Source organism: Elizabethkingia miricola (genome assembly GCF_001675285.1).
Classification (GTDB): domain Bacteria; phylum Bacteroidota; class Bacteroidia; order Flavobacteriales; family Weeksellaceae; genus Elizabethkingia; species Elizabethkingia miricola.
Genome location: NZ_LSGQ01000004.1, coordinates 187,809 through 210,827, shown reverse-complemented (window position 1 = coordinate 210,827; position 23,019 = coordinate 187,809). Strand labels below are relative to the sequence as shown.

The following is a 23,019-nucleotide window of genomic DNA, read 5'->3' as shown; positions in this document are numbered from 1 at the left end:
ATGAAATATTCTCTTTCTCTGCTTTTATTGTCTGTTTTTCTGGTGGGAACAAAGCTCAGTGCTCAGAGTAATGATACCATTGTCCAAAAGGTGTATGAGGAATATAGCCCGGAAAGGTTACTGAAAAATACGGTGAATGTAAACCCTGCGAACTATATGGGAGCGCGGAAATACAGTATCACCACTTTCAGTCTGTCCACAGAGAATGCCAATACACCTTACGAACTTCAACAAAAAGGTAAGGGGAAGAGTATTTGGGGAGCAGAAACCCATACAACACAACTACTAGATCACAAAACACTGGTATGGGGTACTGCTTCCTATAATAACGGGAAACATAAAAAGATGCTGTGGAATGAAAATGCAGATTATGATGTAATCTATCCTTATGTAGCAGCAGATAGTGTGGGTGGTGATATGAAGTTTGAAAACTATGCTTTTTCAGGGGGATATGCAAAAATGCTTGGTGCCTATACTATCGGTGTAACCGGGAGCTACAGAGCCAGTATGAGCTATAGAGCTATAGATCCCAGACCGAAAAATACTACGGCGAACATTGCCTTGGCAATAGGTGGTAATAAGCTTATAATGGACAAATTTAGGCTAGGGGCATATCTGGAAGGAGAAAAGTATACACAGAAGCATTACCTGAGCTTTGTGAATAGCCAGGGATTCCCAATGATCTATAATATGAGCGGGCTGGGAAACTACAATGAGTTGCTTTCCGGAAAACTTCGTCAGGCTTATTATGAAGGCTGGTCTTATGGCGGAGGAATACAAATATATGATGCCAACAGCCGAAATTGGTATCTGAATCTGAGTATCAGGAAATTCCAATTGGACAAATACCTTACTGAGTATACAGATCTTAATGCTTCGAAAATAGACGAGCAGCAACTTGGCTTTTCTATTGGGAAGTTTTTTACGGCCGGAAAGTTCTTCTGGGGATTTATGGCTGAAGGAAATACAAAAGAAAGGAAAGGGACCGAGAATCTGTTTCTAAATGATAACTCCAGGAACTATATACAGATTGGATCTGCGGAAAGATACAATCACAGAATTAATAATTTATTATTTAAAGGCTTTTTGCAAACAGAACATCGGAATAAAAGATCTTCACTAATTCCATTTTTTGGAATAATCCAGGAAAAGGAAAAATACAACAATCCGTTATCAGCAGTCAACATGAATAAAATGGTTTTTGGTGCCGATTATCAGTGGTGGAAGACTTTTAATAGTCAACTGGCACTTTCTGCCAATCTTGGTTTTTCTGTTACGGAGGTCTATAAAAAAGACGCGCTCTTTAGTAATGTTGCAAAACCTGCGATCTATCAGATGCTGCAGGATAATTATAGCTTTCAGTCGGCCAATTTCTGGCAGGCAAAACTGGATATTAATTTTCATTTCAGCTTACCTGTTATCCAAAATGCTTTTGTAGGCGGAAAAATGATATACAATGGTTTTAAAAATGGCAATAATATGCTGTTTGCAGCCACTATAGGAAGTGTGTTTTAAATTTAAAAGAATGAGAAAATTTTCAGATCTCAAATTAATATTGCTGATAGGAGGGTTGTCTTTCTTCTTTATGCAGTATACTATACAGCGGTATAGTGTAGATTATGGAGAGGTTGTGGAGCAGTATAAGCAGCCTTCAAAATACTGGCCCAAACCGGTAGTGGATCCTGGTGTACAGTGGAAGGAATTTGAAGCAATAGAGCAGGACTCCAATTATTACGAAACACAGGAGCTTCCGGAAGTTGTACTTGGTAAGAAGCTTTTTTTCGATCCTAAATTATCAGCCTCCAGCCAGATATCATGCAGCAGCTGCCATAATCCTGAACTGGGATGGGCAGATCGTCAGGAAGTAGCTTTAGGAAATGATCATTTGCAAGGGAAAAGGAATACACAGTCATTGTTTAATATAGCGGAACGGGAATCATTCTTTTGGGACGGACGTGCGAAGACATTAGAGGAGCAACTTGTAGGGCCAATTTCGGCACATAATGAAATGAATATGGAACCTGAAAGACTGGCGTCCAAACTGGCTAAGTATACTGAATACAGAAAACTTTTCAGAGAGGTATATCAGAGCGATCATATTACATTTGATAAAATAGCTAAAGCATTGGCTACTTTTCAGCGTACAATAAGAAGCCAGCCAAGTAAAATGGATAAGTTTATAAAGGGAGATTATAAAGCATTATCGGATAAAGAGATTTACGGAATGCATGTGTTTCGAACCAAAGCGGGATGTATGAATTGTCATTATGGAAAATATATGACTGATGAATCCTTTCATAATATAGGATTAACATATTATAAAAGGGAGTATGAAGATCTGGGCAGGTATAATATAACCAAAGATCCGAATGATACCGGAAAGTTTAAAACACCTTCTTTAAGAGATCTGGCTTATACAGCGCCATGGATGCACAATGGCCTTATGGATGACCTTCATGGAATTGTAAATTTATATAATAGTGGAATGCAGATGATTAATCCTACACCGGAGGAGAAAAAGGCAGATCCTAAATTCCCGGTAACAGATCATCTGATAAAACCTTTAAAGCTTAATGAAAAAGAAATAGATGCATTGGTTGCTTTTCTGGAAAGCATTTCGGGTAGCTATTACAAGATGCCACGCCCGGAAATACCAAGAAAGTAATGCGGTAATAACTATCGAGATATTAAATTAAACTATATCTATACTAAGGCTAAACCTCCTGTTACAGGAGGTTTAGTTTAATAATCAAGCCGATTATTATGTATAATAACCAAAAAAAAATTCTGTATGTGAATTGTTCCTTATTTTACACGTTTCAGGACAACATGAGAACTCTGACCGCTACCAAAGTCTATATCTACTGCACATGAATCTGCATAAGCTTTACCGGTATGGGGGTAATCAGTGCCGGATACATTTACACTAAATGAAAAGTTGTTGTCTTTAACTTTACCATTTTCCAAAGTTATTTCGCCCATAGGTGAGCTGACAACACCTGTAAGTTTTTCACCATCTACGTTAAAATTGTACACAGCATCCAAAGAATTGCCATCCGGAGTATGGATTACACCGCTCCATTTACCGTTCAGGTTAGCCATTATTACTGCTGCCATACACACGATAACGCAGCAAAACAGCAGAACAGTTGTAAAGATCTTTTTTTTCATATCTATTTAATTTATTGAATTATGTTATATCCAATTAAGGCTGATATACAGAAGACATTAACCAATTGTATCTTATTTAAAAAGTACTTTTGTAAAATTCAGTTTTTTTGAAAGAATATCAATGAATGTAATATGAATTTTTATTTAACATTCGGTTATAGACTTTTCTGGAGTCTAAAAAAGATAGCAAATTGTTATCCAGTTAAGCAAAATGGATAGTGAAAATGAATGTGTGAAAAAATGCTTTTATTTCTGTTTTCGGATACTTTTGATTTGTAATTCAGATATCTGTATTTTAAATTCAGATATATACAATTTTAAGATATTTCTTTCGTTATATGATGTGGATGTTTCCTCAATGGGTAGAATACGGGAGAGGGTTTAATGCTGGTTGTGGCGTTATAAAGTTTAAACAGGCCTGTCTTCCATCATACTTTAATTATAAAATAAAACTATATATGTTGTTGATATTTAAATGTTTGTTGACGTGTTTTTTTATTCGGATTTAAAATCTCAATACCCAAACACTTTTTTTTCAGTCGTCAGAGGCCTAATTTTAAACCAGAGATTCAATGCCTGATTTGAGACGATCCCAAAGCTTTGCTATAATCTGTATTGATTGGGCAAACTTGCCCCCTACACATAAACTTGATGATACTCAGTTATTTTTTAACTAAAACTAAATTACTATGAAAGAAGAAAATGAAATTAAAAAATCTTTTCAAAATAAGAAAGAATATATTCCCCCCAGATTAGAAGTTACTATAATAAGAATGGGGCATGGTATAACTTCTGGTCCGGTACGTATTGTTAATGATACAAACGGATCTTATCAAAAGAATATGAAGAACGTATCATAAACCGGAAACTTAAATAAAATATACTTATTTAGATTTTTATGATCAGACCGCAGGCGGGACAATCTGCAATAGTTATAGTGTATTAGTAATTAACAAGGCTATTCTGTATAGTACATTTTTATTCATTTTATCAGGACGACTGCCATGTTGTCTTGCCTCCAGTATATCAGGATTGAACAAATCAGAAATATAAACAGACAGATCTGTGTATCTCTGTCGTGTAAAGGAAAAAAACAATTTCTCATTATTTATTCATTTGTGAAATTTGTTATTTGTTTGTATTTGTAAAAGAACGGGCAATATATTTGCCCGTTCATTCTTGAAAGTAAAAATATCTGATTTAATCCGATTATTCAATTTGGTGATCTAAGATATAAAGAGATGAATATTTTATTTATTTAGTATTTATAAATTAATATCAATTGATTTCTTTTTGTGATTGTATTTAAAACCGGATTTATACTCTACATTTTACGTAAAATGGTATTTGAGTTAAATCCTTTACTTATTCCCTGCAGATTCAGGCGGCTTTTTACCAGTACATGTTTCTGTATATCATTTTTTTCCTACACCCAGTACACCGGTGAAGAACCCATACGTAAAGAAATTATGGATCTTTACATGACAAAAAACACTGATGAAAACGAATCCTACGCTGTAGGAGAGAATATATTGCGCCTGGCTATAACAGATGAAGAGCGGGCAAAAGCTTATGCAAAAATGGGAAAGGCTATGTATGATAAAAATAGTTATGCAGAGGCTATTCAGCTATTGGAAAAAGGAGACCATTATGCACAGATAAGCGGTAGTACCTACGAACGTTTTTTTATTAACTTTTATTTATCAGATGCGTATGCTCAGGTAGGATTTTCAGGAAAAGCGGAAAGGAGCTGGCTAACGGCAAAGCGAGAGGCCGGAAAGCTAAAGAAGTATATGCCTGCCGGCTTTATGATTGATCAGCGTTGTATAACTAATCTGGAAGAAGATGAAGACTATTGTAAAGCTATACAGCAAAGATTAAAACTAATAGAGCACATCAGTAAGGCAGATATAGGCATCAGCGCTCAGAGGATTAATAATGCTGCAAATTATAGTGGCTTGGCCTACGATTATATAAAATGTGGCGACATTATGAAAGCGAAACAGGCTTTGTTGGACGCTAAATACATCTATGAAAACTATTATGATGCCGAACACTTGCTATCACTGCCCCGTTATTATCTGAGTAAGGCGATTATAGCTGTAAAAGAAGGAAGTAAGGCTGAAGGTAAACATTGGTTTGATATGGCTTTTGAGACTGCGGTTAAAAAAAAACTGACAAATGATGAAGAACTTATTGTGAGGGAACGACTATTGAGCAATATAGATACGAATAAGGAACTTCAGCACCAGAACATAGATTATTATACCAAATTTTATAAAGACAAGATTAAACAGGCGAGAAGGGCGGCAAAGAATGAAATTGATAAAAAAGAGACTAAAGTAGTTAATCAGAATAAGAAAATTAATATTCTCCTCGTCATTGTAACAGTTCTGGCCCTGAGCTTTTTATATCTATACAAACGTAAGATAAGATTAAGATCAAAGCTGCTCAATACACTTTCCCGACTAAAGCAGTCCAAAGAACCTGTAACAGTTGCACATACGGAAAAGAGGAAGAAAGTAACCGAAGGGGCTATGGTAATAAAAGACCCCAATACGGAAGCTGTTTTACTCAGAAGACTGGATAAATTCGAGAAAACTGAACAATATATCACCAAGGGAATTACGCTGCCTAAAATGGCGGTTTTGTTAAAAACCAATACAACTTACCTTAGCTATATTATTAAAACGCATAGAGATTCAGACTTTAGTCAGTATATCAACAGAAACCGGATTAATTATATTGTAGGAAAACTGAAAAACCATCCCGAATATCTGAATTATAAAATAGGATATCTGGCAGAAGAGTGTGGTTTTCCTACCCATAGTCAATTCGGAAGTGTTTTTAAGACCGAAACGGGTATGTCACCATCTCAGTTTATTAATTGCCTGAAGCAGGAGAAAAATACGGAGCGAAGTAGGAAATAAGCATATATTGATATAAAAGATATTTTTTAGGATAGCCCTGAATCTAAATTTTGTTTTATAATAAAAGAAGCCCTGTAATTTACAGGGCTTCGATTTGAAAACTAATAGTAGTTATAGCATGTATAACTGGTGTAATTTATGAATTTTTATACTATTCTAAATTATAAAACGGAGGATTTATTAAAATCCTCCGGAAAACTGTCAGCAGTTTTTACAAACAAATGAACTTTATGCGTTTTGGGACTGTTTAAATTATGGACATGTTGTATTTTGTTTTCCATAGCCGGTACCTTTAATTCGGGTTGGGCCGGAAGCTACCTGAGTAATATATACCTCATTATATCCCGATGTCCAGTTTATTTTTTTTATTCCACCACTTCCGGTATAGGTTAGGGGCTGTAGAACCAAATCACCGGATTGCCTTTTACCGTAGAATGCAGTGTTTCCGTTTCGGTCAATTACAACTCTGATAACCGGAGCTGTGGGAGAATTTGCTGCTATATTATAAATAGCAGGGATACCTCCGGATTGTCCCCATTTAGCTCCATCGGGAAACTGAATATTAATTGTTCCTGATTGGTTGTCAAACTGAATTTCATCAGCGGTGATTCTGGTATTGTTTACAATAAAACTGAATGAATTGTCTACATAAGTAAAATCTACAATAAACCGGTCCGGAATACCATTAAAGCCAAAGTATTTACTATTATTAGGTAGCGATGCATCCTGATCAAAAGGAGTGGGGTTCATATTGAATTGGGTACAGGGAGTAAGCTTCAGATTCAGATTATACTGTGACCTTGGTGTAATTTTAAGATTACTGAATAGAACATTGTTTTTAGAAGTCCCGTCAATAATAAGGTTTCCAATATTTAGTGAAGCACCATTTGGTGTATTGCCTATTATGATGGCAGGGTCGCTTGTAATTTTGGACTGGTTAATATTGGGAAAATTAAAAGAGGTCGTATTGCTTCCGGTATAAGAAAGCTGAGTATCATTGCTCAAAGCAAGTTGTGCGGAGGCGTTACCTCCTGAAAACACAGGATTATTTACCCTTGTAATAATTCCGGTACTCTCTACCTGACTGGCATCTATATTGGTTGTAATTCTGGTAAACTGATGTTTTAAAACTACATCGAGAGTATTAGGAGTGTTTCCGGTTACTGTTTTCACTGTTTTAAAATACATCAGATCCTTATTGATATTGGATAGCATTGCAGTAGAGAAATCGTTTGGGTTGGTTACAGCCGGAGTATCGGCAGCATTGGTACTGTTTACAGAAAAGGCAACGAAAGTATAGGTCTTGCCGCCATCCAACAGAAAGCCATCTGTCTCATTCTGTTTATATACAAATTCTTTTTGATCTACAAGTTTATTATTACTGTCATATACCAATACTTTATATCTTATTCCGGATTTTAGCTCTGTAACTGCTGCCATGGGATTTAGAGCAGCTGTGCCAGAAATAGCTGCTTTAACCGGAACAAGGGTAGCGGTAATGGAATAATTATTATCATACGGAATTGTCTGCGTTTGTATTCCTGTAAAAACCAGATTATTCTTAACAGAAGCCAGCTTTTCAGATGTTTCAATGTCATCTTCACTACCTGAAAGATTCATTTTTACACTTACCTGCCTATTGTTAGTAGTGTTAGTGTCTAGTGTGTTATCGGTACTGCGGCATGCTGTGTTGGCAAGAAGTAGTATCAACCCCAGAAAGCTGGCTGTTTGCGTTTTAAATTTCATATCATTTATGTTTGTGCTTTTTTAATACAGGTTTACCAGTCTATGGTACGGTTATCATCGGTACCGTTTTGCCATTCTTCCTGCACTTTTCCGCCCGAATCAGGTGGAATAACTTTGGCAGAACCGGCGGCAATTCCGTTTTCCATTTCAATAAGGCTAAGGCTGAGGGTAGGAGGAACATAATTTTTCCTGCAATCTGTTTTATCAGATTCTTTTTCTTTCATCATTTGTACGTGTTTTTTAGTGTTTTTTTACTGAGTTATTTTCAGGATATTGTTTTCTAAATCCTAAAATAAATTTTGCAGTAAAGTTTTTTTTTGTGTTTTCAGATATCGTAAAAGTCAGTAAATCAGATGTGAGTATGCAAAAAAAAAGTATTCTACACAAGTACTACATCTTTATATTTTCTTTTATAGAAGCTGTTTTACCGGTGTCATCTGTCCGAAAGAAATATAAAAATATATTAAACAAATCATAGTGTAGTATGTATGTGGAAGTGTTGAAAATACCGATAATATAATACGAATGAATAATAAGATGATTAGTTGTAAGAAACGGCTTTTATGATAAAGAAAAAGAGTCTTGAAAAACAAGACTCTAATTTGAAAACTAATAGTAGTTATAGCATGTATAACTAACTCTGCATATGAAATTTTAATGCCAATCTGTAGGCTATTACTATGATTTATTGCATAAACTATTATAAATATTGATTTTCTCTATGATAAAGAAAACAGACTGATCGCTATAACTGGAATTTTAATATGGCAGATATTATTTAAAGGTCATATCTTTATTATATTAGTTTATATTTTTGTGTCGTGTCAACTGAACTTAGCAGAATACAAAAAACCATTGCCTATATCGAAGAAAACTTCGCCAGGGAGATTACTTCTGGAGAGATAGAAGATATTGCTTGTTATTCTTACCGGAATTTTCAACGGGTATTCATGAAGTTATTCGGAGAGACTCTTTCAGGATTTCAGAAGCGCCTTCGCCTGGAAAATGCCTATAAAAAACTTCTTTACACCACTGAAAAAATCTCGTCTATTGCTTTGGAGGTAGGCTATTATAATCTTCAGTCTTTTTCAAAAGCTTTCCATAAAGAGTATGGTATTTCTCCGGCTGAAGCACGAAAGAATAAGACTGAAATATTCAGTTCTTTTTTCGAAAAAGATGATCTGTCTCTTGATTATGAGATTGTCTATAAGAAAAGTATCGAAGTATTTGTTAAAGGAATAAAGTCCCGAAATTACAATACAGAAGAAATTAATATACTGTGGGAAGAGATTGAAAAAGAAACGGATTTTGAATCAGCTTATGGTATAGTAACAGATCAGCCCCTTATAACCAGTGAAGAATACTGCCGTTATGATGCAGCTATAGAAGAACAGCCTCAGGCGGAAGGATACCAAAAGAAAACAATTTTCGGAAGAAAGTATGTGCGATTCGCCCATAAAGGAAATTTTGACAATTTGTTGGATGCTTATGGTATGTTTTACCGTTTTTGGCTCGCAGATCATCCCTTTCCATTAGATAATTCTCCTGTAATTGAAGAATATCTGCTTTCTGAATCCGGAGAGTATACAACTTATATTTATTTTCCTTTACATATATAAAATAGCCATTTCTTTTGCTTCTATAGTATAATCCGGCTGAAAATATGCAGATTGTCTTTTTAGGACAACATTTATCGGTTGTGAAGATCTAATTTTGCATCAGGAAACACAAGATTATCCAAATGAGAAAATTATTGACAATATTCGTTTTTTTAAGCTTTCAGTTCTGTATGACACAAACTTATCACTTCCCGGAAGAATCTGCACCGCATGAAGGAACATGGCTGCAGTGGCCTCATCATCATCAACACGGTATAACCTACCGAAACCGGGTCGAAAAAACCTGGATAGATATGACAAAAGCATTGCAGGTAAATGAAAAAGTACATATTATAGCTTATGACGAATCGGAAAAAGAGCGTATCATAGGAGTGTTACAGAAAGCAGGCGTAAGTCTGAAGAATGTCGATTTCAAAATCTATCCTACAGATGATGTATGGGTACGGGACAATGGTCCGCTATTCGTAAAGGATAAAAATAATAATATTCTGATAGAAGATTGGGGATTCAACGGCTGGGGGGAGAAGTTTGATTTTGAAAGCTGCGATGCTGTTCCTTCTCAAATTGGAAGAGACCTGGGAATAAAAGTAATTAACCTGAATGATGAAATGGTGAATGAAGGCGGTTCTGTTGAAACTGATGGGAAAGGTGTTCTTATGGCCTGCAAAAGTTCGGTAATCAGTCAGAAAAAAGGATCGATAAGAAATAAAGATATTACCCAGCAGGAAGCCGAAGATTATTTTAAGAAGTATTATGGTGTTTCTAAAGTGATATGGCTTGAGGGGGTAACAGGCTTGGATATTACCGATATGCATATAGATGGATTTATGAAATTCATCAATTCCTCAACAATGCTTACAATGGAAAAGGATGATCTTTTGGATATGGGATTATCTGAAAAGGATATAAATACACTTTATGCTGCCAGCAATACAAAAGGGGAGCAGTACAAAAAAGTTTATGTGCCTGCTACCAAAAATAATGTAAAAACAGCATATGGGAAACAACTGGATTATAAAGGATCATATGTCAATTATTATGTTGCTAATGGTGTTGTACTGGTTCCCAATTACGGAGACGTTAATGATGAGGTGGCCAATAAAATTATTCAGAAACAGTATCCGGATCGTAAAGTTATCGGGATAGATGTAAGAAACTTATATGAAAATGGCGGTATGGTACATTGTGTAACTCAGCAACAGCCTGCAGGGAATACTGTAAAACAAAAAGCAAAAGCAGCAACGACTAAAAATACAGATGAAGAGTATGAAGATGAAGAATGATGTAAAATGCGACGTTAGAAATCAGAAGTACAAAGTTAGAATTCGGATATTAAGAGAATAAGCTATTTGTTTGTTTTGGCGGATGTCTTTTTGATGATAAGATAATATAGTTTTTCTAATATTATGGCTAATACTACTGCGAATAAAAAATTAAAAAACAGATACCAGGGATAGAAATTCTCAGATTCCTGCATAGTTTTAGTAATCAGGCTGAACCCAACAGATTTTTCATAAAAACTAAATGGAAAACCTATTGTATCGTCCCCGTCATATGCCATCCCATTGTGGTAGGAGAGTGCATTACAGATTACAAATACAATTAGAATTAAAATACACCTTAGCAGAAATATTTTTAGTTTCATTGGAGTATTAATAATAATTATAGTTTTTTCATCAGGTATTTCGGAGACTCTTCATACCCCTGTCTGTAGTAAAACAGGTGGGCTTTCTCTCTTCTTGTATGACAATGAACTTCTATACGGTCACAGTTTCTTTCTTTCGCGATTTTGGTACAGTATTCTTCAAGGATTTTTCCGGCGCCCAGGCTCCTGTAATTTTCGTCTACGGCAAAATAACTTATTCTGGCAAAATCTCCTTCCAGTGCAATTTGCGGAATAATATGAACGGAGATAAAACCAAATACATGTTCATTTTCATTCTCAATAACGACCAGATATTCATTTGGATTTTCCAGAAGTGTTCTGATTTTCTCTTTTATAAACCGTTCTGTGTCAGGATAACCTAACTGACTTAGCAAATCTGATATAACACCATGATCGCTCTCTTTTATAGTTCTGATCTTCATTTTAATACTTTATTTCTTTCTAAAAATAAAACGGAACATTTTCTCTATTCCAATGGCTAATCCGATAGCGAATAGAAAATCGAAAACCATATACCAAGGATATAAGTTATCTGCTTTAGCAGCCATATCTACAGGGTCGGGATTATTACGATAAAAGCTAAGAGGGAAACCCATCGTTTCGAAACCATCCTTTGGCATATCATTACGATAGGAGAGTGTAGTACCTGTAACAAATATAAGTATAGAGATAATGCTTCTCAGCAAAAAATTTTTTAACCCCATTTTGTAGTTTTTGTTTTATATAAGGATACTATAATTTAATCATCTTCTATTTTAGAATCGATAAATTCATATGTAGTATCTAATTTCCCCAAAAGTTCTATAGATTTAAATTTTACATCCCCGTTTGGTAATACTGAATAACTATATACATCTGTTACATTATCTGTTTTGTGTAATTCATAATACTTTCCATTACTAGTCCACCAGTTTCCATTTTCTGTAGTTTGTTGGACATTACCGTTTTGATCGATAGCGACAAATAGAAGTATACTTTTTCCTTTGTCCAGTCGGCAAGAAACCCAATATTTTGAAATACCATCAACTTGTTGATTGCTTTCGGAACCTTTATAGCAACCCATTACTTTAAGATCATATTCTTTTTCCTGTGCAAAAGCTAAAGAACTTATGCATAAGAGAGAAAAAATAAAAATTTGTTTCATCATTGTATCATATCTATTGTTTCAGTTTTGCCAAATTAAGAAAAATAAGAATACAAATTTCATTGCATGTTAGTTGTAGGCAATCGTTCCAGATGTAAATAATAATTTAAATTCTTCATATTATAATTTTTTTTCAAATATTTAGTGTTGTGTTTTTATGATGTAAATGAGTTTTATTGATTGTTATATAGTATGTAAAATATCTGTTTTAATCTATTTATTGTAATAAAATATTTATTTTATTATGTTAAATTGAAATATGATTATTATTTGTATATTAGCAGAACACAACCAAATTACAATAATGATTATGAAAAAAGCAATTAAATCACGATTGTTGGAATTCTTTCCAACAGCACAGTTGCAGGTTCCCTGTATTGACAATAAAATTTCTCTATCACTTTTACTTAATAACTAGTATGGCACCGGTAATTCGGAGGCCACTGTAATCTGTTTTTAGTACACCAGATATTCTGCTAATATTTAGCTGAACATAATAGTCAATTTTATTCGGGAGGTGTTTTTATTTTCAGTTTAAACTCCGACTATATTGATTGGTTATGTAATAATATCCTTGTATACAAAACATTTACAGAAAATACCCGGCTTTCAGAATGTCTGCATCATTATTACTGAGTAGTATTTTGTATTCGCTCCGATAGCCCGGGTATTTACAACAACTTTTAAAAAACTAAATAACACTAAACACTAAATTTTTTATTATGACACGTAAACTATTAATCTTATCAGGCTGCCTGGTTCTGGCTCTCAATTCTTGTAAGTCGGATATGGAAACTACTCCCGCAAGTCCGGTTGATCATACAACAACCCAGCTGAACGGAACAACCATTCATAAATTGCTAATTAATGGAGCTTACACTTATGTAAATGAAGTTAATGGTGAGTACTTTTACGCTGATGATATTACAATCACTGCAGAGCAGTTTAACCAGTTGAAGAGAATGGCCAATCCGGATATATCTACAGTTGAGCGTAGTACAATTGTAAGTTCTTTTATTAAAACCTGGCCAAATGCAACAGTTTACTATACTTTACCCAGTCAGGGAAGCTTAAGTACTCAGGCCTATAATACATTCCTTACGAATATTAACAAAGCGTTTGATATGATCTCTTCAAAAACCAGTGTTAAGTTCATTCAACGTACCAATCAAACTGAATACATTACATTTACTTATTCCACAGGAAACAGTTCCCCACTGGGTTGGGTAAAAAACAGAGTAAATGGTATTAAAATATACAATACAACTTATCCGGCAATTATTGCACACGAGATTATGCACTCGATGGGGATTATGCATGAACAGTGCCGTCCGGACAGGGATCAGTATATTATAGTAGATACCAATAGAGCACAGGACGGTACCCGTCACAATTTCAATCTTTATAACGATTATGCAGGACACGGAGAATTCGACTTTGGTTCGGTGATGATGTATAAATCTACAGATTTTGCTATAGATCCTAATCTGCCTGTAATGACAAAACTGGATGGTTCTACATTCGGCAAGCAAAGAGATGGCCTGTCTGCAGGTGATTATGCAGGTATCAATCATTTGTATGGACCAGTAAACTCCACATCTGCTACTAACGGTACGTATACACTTACAACTTCTTTAGCAGGTGATAAAAATGTTGATATTACCGGAAGTTCAACAGCTGATGGCACCAATGTAATTTTATATTCGGCTTCTACAGGAAATAATCAGAAATTTATCTTCCGCAAATCAGAGCATGGTTATTTTACCATTAAGTCGATACTGGATTCTACAAAAGTATTAACGGTAAGAAATAATGGAACAGCAAACGGAACGGCTGTAGAGCTAAGAACCAATGCGGATATGGATAGTCAGAAATGGTTGTTATTTAATTTAGGAAATGAAGGTTTTGGTTTTGCTCCTAAAAATGCTCCATCTTTAAGACTAGAGGTAAAAGACGGTCTGACAACTAATCTTACTCCGATAGTTATTGGCAGTACAGATCAGACACTACAGCCTTACACGAAACAGCGCTTTACGCTTACAAAAGTAAACTAACTTAAACATTCTTCATATCAAACAGAAAGGCCGGGAATTTATTTCCCGGCCTTTTGTTATTATCTGATACAAGATTAATGGAACACTCTTTTATTTGCGTGCTTTCTTTGTTGTTTTTTTACTCTTAGGCTTATTGGATTCTTTAGCTGCAGCTTCTGCTGCTGCAACCGCCGTTTCCGATGCCGCATCTATCGCTTCTCCGGGACCTGCTATTTCAGCTCCTTCAGCAGCCTGAGCATCTTCATTGTTCATGTTTTCCGACTGTATACGCTCTAAATCCATACGATCACCAGTTATCTTGTAAACATATGTACCTTCAATATTTTTTGGCTCTTTACAATCAGATGAAGAACCCGAAATACCCGAGTAAAGTTCAACTTTATTACTTTCTTCGTACAAATTATAGCTTGCATCCGTTTGGAAACACGAATTGCCGGTTTTATATTTTTTGCTATCTGTAAACTGCAAGTAATTAAATTTTGGCTCCTCCGCAAGGAGATTGATATGCTTTGTTTTTTTCAGCACGATGTTGCCATTAGCAGCAATGTTTTCTATTTTCCAGGTTGTTTTGGCTAATAGTTTCGACTGAGCCATAAGCATAGTAGTAAAAGCTGAGGTTAGCAGGGCTGTACCAAGAATAAATTTTTTCATATAAGGTTTATTAATTAGAATATGAGCGCAAAAGTACAATAAATCACTATAGAGTGAACGTAGAATTTACTTATTTATTATAAAATTCTTTTCTGTATACAGAAGGAGTATATTGCGAGTATCTGTGAAAGGTGTAAGTAAATCTGGATGGGGTTTCATAACCCAGAACATAAGCTATTTCAGAAACCGACCAATTGGTCACTTTTAGCAAGATCATAGCCTCCTGCATAATTCTTTCTGTTATAACTTCTGTTGTTGTTTTTTTATATATGCTTTTCACAGCCTTATTCAGGTGATTTATAGATATTGCCAGCTTATCAGCAAAATCCACAGGTTTTTTTAATCGTATAAGATCTGCCGAAGAATGTAATGGAAACTGCTGAGACAATAATTCTTCAAATAATACAGCAATTCTGTGATCTGCTGTATTAACAATACTTTTTAATATTTGAAAATCATTTTGCTTCAGGACTTTATGTATTAACTGATACACCATGTTTCGTATAAGATCTGTACGGTACTCATATTCGGATAAAGATTCCTTTTGTATATTATCTAATAAAAGCTGAAATTCAGAATATCCATTTTCGGATAAACTAAAAATACTGTTCTCCGGGTTCTGAAAAACCGGATAAGAAGTTATGGAGCCGAAGTTATTGAAGAAATCGCTGTTAAAGACAATGAAATATTCTTCAATAGAACCATTCTTTTCTTCCAGTATAAATGGATTATTGGGGGCAACGAATATTAAAGCAAATCCTTTAATATCGACAGTTCTGCTTGCATAATGACATTTGCATTCCCCTTTTATCAGTTTTATTTTATACAGATTTTTTCTATAGAAACTAAATTGTGAGATCAAAGTTTCCCTTTGCAAAGAAGAAGTTACTTTTATAACATCAAAATAGCCAGACTGCCATTTTATATCTGACGGAATGTCAAGATTCTTTTCTTTGTAAAAATCTTCTATGCTGTCTGGTAGTTTCATTAAGGAAATTTACAACATCTGTTTTAGAAAGATCACTATTTGATTGATTTTCGATATTCTTTAAGTGATTTTATATATCCTGAGGAGCCTTGCTTCAGTAGTTTTGACTCACAAAATATATAAATGAAAAGATTTAAAAATAAGAGAATACTGATTACAGGCGGAAGCAGTGGTATTGGTTTAGCGGGCGCAAAAAGATTGACAGAAGAAGGAGCGGATGTTATTATCACAGGGAAAACTGAAAGTCATTTAAAAAACGCAGCCAGAATACTTGGAGAGAAAGCAACTGTTTTTTACAACAATGCTGAAGATGAAAAATCATCTGAAAAACTAGCAGAATTGATAAAAGAGACAGGGGATATAGATGGTTTATGGCTTAATTCGGCTATCGCTTTAGGGGGAGAATTGACAGAGGTGAGTACAGAAACTATGAAAGAAATTTTTCAGATCAATGTTTTTACACCCATATTACAAATGGCTTTGCTGGCACCATACATAAGAGATGGAGGATCCGTTTTGGTAACTTCTTCAAGCTCGGTTTATGAAGGGCAGCCGGGGGTATCATTATATTCTGCCAGCAAGGCGGCAATGCTTTCTGCTGCCCGCTGTTGGGCTAGTGAATTGGCTCCCCGGAATATAAGAGTAAATACATTGGTACCAGGACCTTTTGAAACAAATCTCAGAGCTAAACTTCCTGCTGATCTTCGTAAACAATTTGAAGAAGAGCTCGCAAAAACAGTTTTACTCAGGCGTATTGGACGCCCGGATGAGGCGGCCTCCGTCGCCGCTTTCTTACTATCGGATGATGCAGGTTATATAACCGGAAGCTCTTATTCTGTGGACGGAGGCCTGTTATTGATGTGAAAAACTAAGAGCCTGTTTAAATTTCAATTAAAAAAAATATTAGACTTCGACAGGCTCAGTCTGACAATCCTAAAAGTAAGATATCTTGGACGAACAATGTCACTCTGAGCCTGTCGAAGAGTATGAGCAATAAAATTTAAACAGGCTCTAAATATTTCTTGGAAATGGATCTGCAAATCTGCCATGATCATAAAATTCGATTTCATTATCCTGCAGAAGACAAGCATTAAGCTCTGCCGTTATTTTTTCTGTATCAATGTCCTGGCCGATAAAGACGAGTTCATTCTGTCGGTCACCCCATTGTTTGCTCCAGCGGGCTTCAATGATATCTTTGCTATGTACAAAAGAAGCATAACGTATTCTGTCTGCATAAGGCATACTGCACCACCATACACCTGCTTTTTCCAGACGGGAAGAGCCGCCAGCCTGAGAGAAATTCAGAGCATCATTCCTGCGAGAGGCCAGCCAGAATAGCCCTTTGGCTCTGATTATATTCTGAGGGTAATCCGTGTTCAGGTAATTCCAGAAACGTTCTGGGTGGAATGGTTTCTGGTTACGGAAAACAAAAGATCCGATGCCATATTCTTCTGTTTCCGGAGTATGGCCGTCTGATTCCAGTTCTTTTTGCCAGCCTGCAGAGTTTTGTGCCTCTTCAAAGTCAAATAGTCCTGTATTCAGAATCTCATCTGATTTTACACGCCCAAATTCTGAAGTAATAATTCTGGCATCAGGATTCAGTTTATGAATCGTAGCTTTTAACAGACCAACCGTGTCTGCGTCTACCATATCGGTTTTATTCAGAATAATAACATTGGCAAATTCTATCTGATCCGTTAAAAGGTTGACAATGGTTCGGTAGTCACCTTCCATATCAGTTAGCTCTCTGTCAGCTAGCAATTCATGGGTACCAAAATCTCTGAAAAAATTAAAACAATCTACTACCGTAACCATAGTGTCGATATAACTAAAGCGTGAAAGATCGGTTCCGGTTTCTTCATCAGTAAAAGAGAATGTCTGAGCTACAGGAACTGGCTCACTGATACCGGTACTTTCTATAATTAGATAATCGAAACGTTTTTCCTTTGCCAGTTTTTCTACTTCAATCATCAGATCTTCCCGAAGGGTACAGCAAATACAGCCATTGCTCATCTCTACAAGCTTTTCCTCGGTACGGGAAAGCGTGTTTTCATTTTCTACCAAACGGGCATCTACATTGATCTCGCTCATGTCATTTACGATAACAGCTACTTTCAATCCCTCTTTGTTGTGGAGGATATGGTTGAGTAATGTCGTTTTTCCGGCTCCAAGAAAGCCGCTAAGAACTGTAACCGGTAATTTGTTCACTAATGTCTGCATAAGATTTTGCTATAAAGATTGATGCTGATTATTAAATTGACTATTGCAATTAAGTCGCAAATATAGCATATTTTATTTTAATGCAACTAAGTTGCAATTAAAATATTTATAAAATAAAACAGCTCAAAAGATGTCATGTTGAGCTTGGTCGAAACATTTCATTCACAAAATACTAATAGTCAAAGATCCTTCGACAGGCTCAGGACGACAAAAAATAGTACTTTTGGTTTTTGAGACAGTCTCTATTACAAATTTGGGTTTGGGATTATAAGTATTATTGAGAAATTACAGTATGTACAGCTGTGATTTTTAAATTACCATATTTGGAGGCTGTTTCTTTCATATTCAAATCTTCACTTCCTTTATCATCAGATATCTCAACTGGTTTATTGGGGTTCTGCTCTGTGTAAACAACAATATGGGAAGGGTTTTTGTTAAGATTAGCCTCCTGATTAAAGTCTTTATCTTTTAAAAAAGCAATTCTGAGACTTGTTATTCCTTTTTGCGGAAAGTCTTTGAAGATACTTACAGACATCATATCGGGAACTTGTTTCAAGAGTTCAGATAGGTCTTTGCCTTTATAATATTGCTCATTACCCTTTATACTTGTCAGAGTTTCCTGTTGTGTCTGCTTTGAACGGATGCAGGCCATGACAGAGGTCATAACTAATAATGATAAAGCAATCTTAGATAATAATTTCATACCAATATTTTAAATGATGTATAGTGTCCTCTGCAATTTTGCTGCCAGTTGGGTATATTATGATCATTCAAATATAATTCTAAAACTATTTTCTACAGATACTAAATTTCCGTTATAATTTCCTGGATGCCAATTGTTGTAATTTTTTAACATGGTTTCTTTAGCAATTTTTTCAAGCTGTTTCCTATATTTTTCATTTTCAGGATATTCATTCACCCAATTCGTAACTTCTAAATCATGAATTTTTCCCTTCTTATTTATAATGAATTGCAGATCTAAAAAGAGATAATTTCCTATATTCTGCTTTAGTTTTAATCCTGTTTTTATTTCTGGAATATATTCTTCTCTTATTACTTCATCTTTTTTTATAAGATATGGTTTTTGATTATCTTCTAGTTTGTAGATGCTTACAATTCTGTCTTTGTTTTTAATGTTTTCAATTAATAACGAATCTGCTTCAGATTCTAGTTTCTTTAAATAATTTTCTCCTAACCGTTGTTGCATTATACTCTTTACATATGCACTATAGCAGCCTTGTCTTTGTTTGGGGTGTAAAACATCGCTAATTTCTTCATGTATTAAGGTATAGCCTTTCTTTATTGCAAGCTTTTCTAATTCTTCATTATATATTTTACAACAAGATATTTCACCAAAAATTTGCACATATATTTTAGGATACTTATTCAAATCTCTTTTTGCTCTTGCAATATCTCTATTACATAAACTGTCCTCTTTATTAGGATGTTTAATGTATGTACTTATACTTTCAGCAGGAGTAAATGTAATTACTTCATTGATTTTTTTAACATCTTGGATAGTATCTTTTTTTGAGCAATTATAAAGAAGACTTAAGATTAATGTAAGTGTAATTCTATTGACCAGTTTCATCAGAATTTAAATAATAATTTAACTTATATTATATATTTATAATTTAAACCCTTTTGGTAATGAAGATATATCCAAGTCTTCGGGGTTTGCCCCTTCTAATAAAGCCGTAATAATTTCATCTTTTTTTAAAGTTTCAAATTCATCATAACTTAAATCAAAAAGTCCCTGTAATTGTACACTTTGTATAGCTTCATCATGACTAATATAATTATCAGAATAAAGTCTTAAGAACTGCTGCTGTAGGATTTCCCGTATTGCGAAATTTTTATGTTGCATAAATTCCCCCTCATGGATTCTAAAAATCTTTTTTAAAAAACTAAAATCATAATATTCACTATCTGTAATGATATTGTCATCAAGAATATTATTGGCATAAGATAGCAAATAGTCCATTGCATAAAGCTTTAGCTGTTCAATACTTTTAATATTGTAAAAAGCGAGTATTTTATCTATTTGTACACCATCATAGTTGTTATTTAGACAACTTTCTATAATATCCTTTATACATTTCTGGTTGGTACTTTCAAAAGATTGCTCTTTATTGAAGTCACTTAGATTTGATGATAATTTATACATAATTTGATGAATATACTGTTTAGATAATTTATTTTACTATTATATCTTTAGTGTATGTGCAATATACTCCAAATTTCCTTTTACAGATTGATGTTTTCCATAATTATGCATTATTAAAATAAATCATAACTTTATTGTTTATAGTTTTTAACGATTGATAATTTTATTGTCAATAGTTTTATTCTATTAAAACTATAAAAATTGATTATTCGTTTTTATGCTCTTGGTGCAAATGATCTGATTAGATTTGTAACAAGAATTCTCGCTCTTGTGTATTCAGGAGTTCAAAATATTTTGGTAACTTTATAGAAATCAGTAACGAATAACTTAAAGAATTATGGAAAACCAATCCAACGACATCAGCAAATGCCCTTTTCACAATGGGACACTAGAGAAACAAAATGTAAGCAGCAATGGTACCCAGAACAAAGACTGGTGGCCTAAGCAATTAACACTGGACATCCTGCGTCAGCATTCTTCATTGACAGATCCGATGGATGAGGGATTCAATTATGCAGAAGAATTTAAAAAACTGGATCTGGCTGCAGTAAAAAAAGATCTTACTGATCTGATGACTGATTCACAGGATTGGTGGCCAGCAGACTTTGGTCATTACGGACCTTTATTTATCCGTATGGCGTGGCATAGTGCCGGAACTTACAGAGTTCAGGATGGCCGTGGCGGCGGTGGTAGAGGACAACAACGTTTTGCTCCGCTTAACAGCTGGCCGGACAATGTAAGTTTAGATAAAGCGCGCCGTTTACTATGGCCTATTAAACAGAAATATGGAAAGAAAATCTCATGGGCGGATTTACTGATCCTTACCGGTAACGTTGCTTTGGAATCTATGGGATTACAAACCAAAGGATTTGGCGGTGGCCGTACAGATGTATGGGAAGCCGATAAAGATGTATACTGGGGAGATGAGAAAACCTGGCTGGGAACAGATAAAAGATATACAGGGGATCGTGATCTGGAAGATCCGCTGGCAGCAACAACAATGGGGCTTATCTATGTAAATCCTGAAGGACCGGAAGGAAAACCGGATCCGCTGGCAGCTGCTAAAGATATCCGTGATACATTTGGCCGTATGGGAATGAATGATGAAGAAACTGTAGCGCTAATTGCTGGTGGACATACATTTGGTAAAACTCATGGTGCCGGAGATGCAGCGCTAGTAGGAGCTGAGCCTGAAGGATCCGGAATTGAAGCTCAGGGATTAGGTTGGGCAAGTAAATTTGGAACAGGCTCCGGAGCAGATGCTATTACCAGTGGTCTGGAAGTTACCTGGACCAAAACACCAACGAAATGGAGCAACGACTTCTTCGAGCACTTATTCAGCTATGAATGGGAGCTAACGAAAAGCCCTGCAGGTGCTCATCAGTGGATTGCAAAAGATGCCGGAGATATTATTCCGAACGCTTTTGATGTAGAGAAAAAAGGTCCGGCTTATATGCTTACAACTGACCTTTCGTTAAGATTTGATCCTATTTATGAGAAAATATCCAGACGTTTCTATGAAAATCCGGAAGAACTGGCAGAAGCTTTTGCTAAAGCATGGTTCAAACTGGTTCACCGTGATATGGGGCCAAAATCAAGATACCTTGGACCAGAAGTTCCGGCAGAAGACCTTATCTGGCAGGATCCTATTCCGGCAGTAGATCATCAGCTGATCGATGCTCAGGATGAGGCACAGCTAAAAAATAAAGTATTGGAATCGGGATTATCAGTTTCTGAACTGGTATCTACAGCATGGGCTTCTGCTTCTACATTCCGAGGATCGGATAAAAGAGGAGGTGCAAATGGTGCACGTATTCGTTTGGAGCCACAAAGAAGCTGGGCGGTAAACAATCCGGAACAGTTGTCCAAAGTATTGAATGTATTGGAAGGTATTCAGAAAGAGTTCAATGCAGCACAAACTGGAGGCAAAAAAGTTTCATTAGCAGACCTTATTGTTCTGGCAGGAAATGCAGGTGTAGAAAGAGCAGCACAAAATGCAGGTGTGACGGTAAATGTTCCGTTTACTGCAGGACGTATGGATGCATCACAAGAGCAGACTGATGTAGAATCTTTCTCCTATTTAGAGCCTTATGCAGATGGTTTCCGTAACTACAGAAGAGGGAAGTCCACGACTTCAACAGAAGAGTTTCTGGTAGACAGAGCACAGCTGCTTACACTTACAGCGCCAGAACTTACAGTGCTTGTCGGAGGATTGCGCGTCCTAAATACCAACTATAATGGTTCGAATTATGGAGTATTTACAGATAAAGAAGGTGCATTAACCAATGATTTCTTTATCAACCTTTTGGATATGGATACCGTATGGAATGCAACAGGCGATGCTCAGGAAGTATATGAGGGCAGAGACCGCAAGACCGGCAATGCAAAATGGAGTGCTACACGTGCCGATCTTGTTTTTGGATCTCATTCAGAACTAAGAGCTATTGCTGAAGTTTATGCCAGCCAGGATGCTCATGAGAAATTCCTGAAAGATTTTGTCTCTGCTTGGAGTAAAGTAATGAATCTTGACCGTTTCGACTTGAAGTAATATTTCAATAAAACACTACTTCGGATTAAATCTGAATTAGGTATTTATATAAACCCCACAGGCTTTTAAAACCTTTGGGGTTTTATTATATCATTGGAATTATCTGGAATGAAAT

At 35.5% G+C, this 23,019-nt stretch carries 21 protein-coding genes; 9 read left to right on the top strand and 12 right to left on the bottom strand.

Translation table 11 applies throughout. The annotated features are described in order from the left end of the window. The gene (locus ATE49_RS06950; protein WP_065081571.1) at window positions 1-1,515 is read left to right on the top strand and encodes a DUF6850 family outer membrane beta-barrel protein; all 1,515 of its coding nucleotides are present in this window, start codon (window positions 1-3) and stop codon (window positions 1,513-1,515) included. Window positions 1,516-1,525: 10 nt separating this feature from the next. Next, window positions 1,526-2,665 carry a cytochrome-c peroxidase gene (locus tag ATE49_RS06945; protein ID WP_065081570.1) on the top strand — a complete coding sequence of 380 codons (1,140 nt, stop codon included), beginning with the start codon at window positions 1,526-1,528 and terminating at the stop codon, window positions 2,663-2,665. A 140-nt stretch (window positions 2,666-2,805) separates the two neighbouring features. Here the strand turns inward: ATE49_RS06945 and ATE49_RS06940 are convergent, their stop codons facing one another. After that, window positions 2,806-3,171, bottom strand: coding sequence for a hypothetical protein (locus ATE49_RS06940; protein WP_059155600.1), 366 nt, complete (start codon window positions 3,169-3,171; stop codon window positions 2,806-2,808). A 689-nt stretch (window positions 3,172-3,860) separates the two neighbouring features. Here ATE49_RS06940 and ATE49_RS20145 point away from each other — a divergent pair. Further along, window positions 3,861-4,031, top strand: a complete 171-nt coding sequence (locus ATE49_RS20145; protein ID WP_155604398.1) for a hypothetical protein — start codon at window positions 3,861-3,863, stop codon at window positions 4,029-4,031. Between the two features lie 621 nt (window positions 4,032-4,652). Continuing rightward, window positions 4,653-6,101: a helix-turn-helix domain-containing protein gene (locus ATE49_RS06935; RefSeq protein ID WP_260255803.1), complete on the top strand. Its 1,449-nt coding sequence runs from the start codon at window positions 4,653-4,655 to the stop codon at window positions 6,099-6,101. 252 nt (window positions 6,102-6,353) lie between these two features. Here ATE49_RS06935 and ATE49_RS06930 read toward each other — a convergent pair whose 3' ends face one another. Further along, entirely contained in the window at window positions 6,354-7,847 is a 1,494-nt protein-coding gene (locus ATE49_RS06930) for a hypothetical protein (protein WP_065081569.1), read from the bottom strand. Between the two features lie 32 nt (window positions 7,848-7,879). Then, window positions 7,880-8,074 carry a hypothetical protein gene (locus ATE49_RS06925; protein WP_059155602.1) on the bottom strand — a complete coding sequence of 65 codons (195 nt, stop codon included), beginning with the start codon at window positions 8,072-8,074 and terminating at the stop codon, window positions 7,880-7,882. A gap of 594 nt (window positions 8,075-8,668) precedes the next feature. Between ATE49_RS06925 and ATE49_RS06920 the strand changes: the two genes are divergently transcribed. Next, window positions 8,669-9,466 (top strand): AraC family transcriptional regulator, encoded by a 798-nt coding sequence (locus tag ATE49_RS06920; protein ID WP_065081567.1) that lies wholly within the window; start codon window positions 8,669-8,671, stop codon window positions 9,464-9,466. A gap of 122 nt (window positions 9,467-9,588) precedes the next feature. Continuing rightward, entirely contained in the window at window positions 9,589-10,749 is a 1,161-nt protein-coding gene (locus ATE49_RS06915) for an agmatine deiminase family protein (protein ID WP_065081566.1), read from the top strand. A gap of 379 nt (window positions 10,750-11,128) precedes the next feature. Here the strand turns inward: ATE49_RS06915 and ATE49_RS06905 are convergent, their stop codons facing one another. From ATE49_RS06905 to ATE49_RS06895, 3 genes are read right to left on the bottom strand one after another with little or no spacing between them, the layout of a single operon-like run. Then, on the bottom strand, window positions 11,129-11,554 hold the full coding sequence (locus ATE49_RS06905) for a GNAT family N-acetyltransferase (RefSeq protein ID WP_065081565.1): 426 nt from the start codon (window positions 11,552-11,554) through the stop codon (window positions 11,129-11,131). Between the two features lie 9 nt (window positions 11,555-11,563). Continuing rightward, complete coding sequence (locus ATE49_RS06900; protein WP_081278420.1) at window positions 11,564-11,836, bottom strand: hypothetical protein; 273 nt, start codon at window positions 11,834-11,836, stop codon at window positions 11,564-11,566. A 35-nt stretch (window positions 11,837-11,871) separates the two neighbouring features. Continuing rightward, entirely contained in the window at window positions 11,872-12,279 is a 408-nt protein-coding gene (locus tag ATE49_RS06895) for a hypothetical protein (RefSeq protein ID WP_065081563.1), read from the bottom strand. A 719-nt stretch (window positions 12,280-12,998) separates the two neighbouring features. Between ATE49_RS06895 and ATE49_RS06890 the strand changes: the two genes are divergently transcribed. Beyond that, window positions 12,999-14,330, top strand: coding sequence for a M12 family metallopeptidase (locus tag ATE49_RS06890; RefSeq protein ID WP_065081562.1), 1,332 nt, complete (start codon window positions 12,999-13,001; stop codon window positions 14,328-14,330). Between the two features lie 90 nt (window positions 14,331-14,420). Here ATE49_RS06890 and ATE49_RS06885 read toward each other — a convergent pair whose 3' ends face one another. Continuing rightward, a complete protein-coding gene (locus ATE49_RS06885) occupies window positions 14,421-14,981 on the bottom strand; it encodes a hypothetical protein (protein ID WP_065081561.1) in 561 nt (186 codons plus the stop codon). Between the two features lie 70 nt (window positions 14,982-15,051). Next, complete coding sequence (locus ATE49_RS06880) at window positions 15,052-15,969, bottom strand: AraC family transcriptional regulator (RefSeq protein WP_065081560.1); 918 nt, start codon at window positions 15,967-15,969, stop codon at window positions 15,052-15,054. A 123-nt stretch (window positions 15,970-16,092) separates the two neighbouring features. Between ATE49_RS06880 and ATE49_RS06875 the strand changes: the two genes are divergently transcribed. Next, the gene (locus tag ATE49_RS06875; protein ID WP_065081559.1) at window positions 16,093-16,833 is read left to right on the top strand and encodes an SDR family NAD(P)-dependent oxidoreductase; all 741 of its coding nucleotides are present in this window, start codon (window positions 16,093-16,095) and stop codon (window positions 16,831-16,833) included. A 147-nt stretch (window positions 16,834-16,980) separates the two neighbouring features. Here ATE49_RS06875 and ATE49_RS06870 read toward each other — a convergent pair whose 3' ends face one another. The 4 genes from ATE49_RS06870 to ATE49_RS06855 form a co-directional block, all read right to left on the bottom strand. Continuing rightward, window positions 16,981-18,189 (bottom strand): GTP-binding protein, encoded by a 1,209-nt coding sequence (locus ATE49_RS06870; RefSeq protein ID WP_081278419.1) that lies wholly within the window; start codon window positions 18,187-18,189, stop codon window positions 16,981-16,983. Between the two features lie 274 nt (window positions 18,190-18,463). Continuing rightward, a complete protein-coding gene (locus ATE49_RS06865) occupies window positions 18,464-18,892 on the bottom strand; it encodes a hypothetical protein (RefSeq protein ID WP_065081558.1) in 429 nt (142 codons plus the stop codon). Between the two features lie 63 nt (window positions 18,893-18,955). After that, window positions 18,956-19,780: a hypothetical protein gene (locus ATE49_RS06860; protein WP_065081557.1), complete on the bottom strand. Its 825-nt coding sequence runs from the start codon at window positions 19,778-19,780 to the stop codon at window positions 18,956-18,958. A gap of 36 nt (window positions 19,781-19,816) precedes the next feature. Beyond that, complete coding sequence (locus ATE49_RS06855; RefSeq protein WP_065081556.1) at window positions 19,817-20,356, bottom strand: hypothetical protein; 540 nt, start codon at window positions 20,354-20,356, stop codon at window positions 19,817-19,819. Between the two features lie 337 nt (window positions 20,357-20,693). Between ATE49_RS06855 and katG the strand changes: the two genes are divergently transcribed. Further along, window positions 20,694-22,904 (top strand): catalase/peroxidase HPI, encoded by a 2,211-nt coding sequence (gene katG / locus ATE49_RS06850; RefSeq protein WP_065081555.1) that lies wholly within the window; start codon window positions 20,694-20,696, stop codon window positions 22,902-22,904. Window positions 22,905-23,019: the final 115 nt, after the last annotated feature.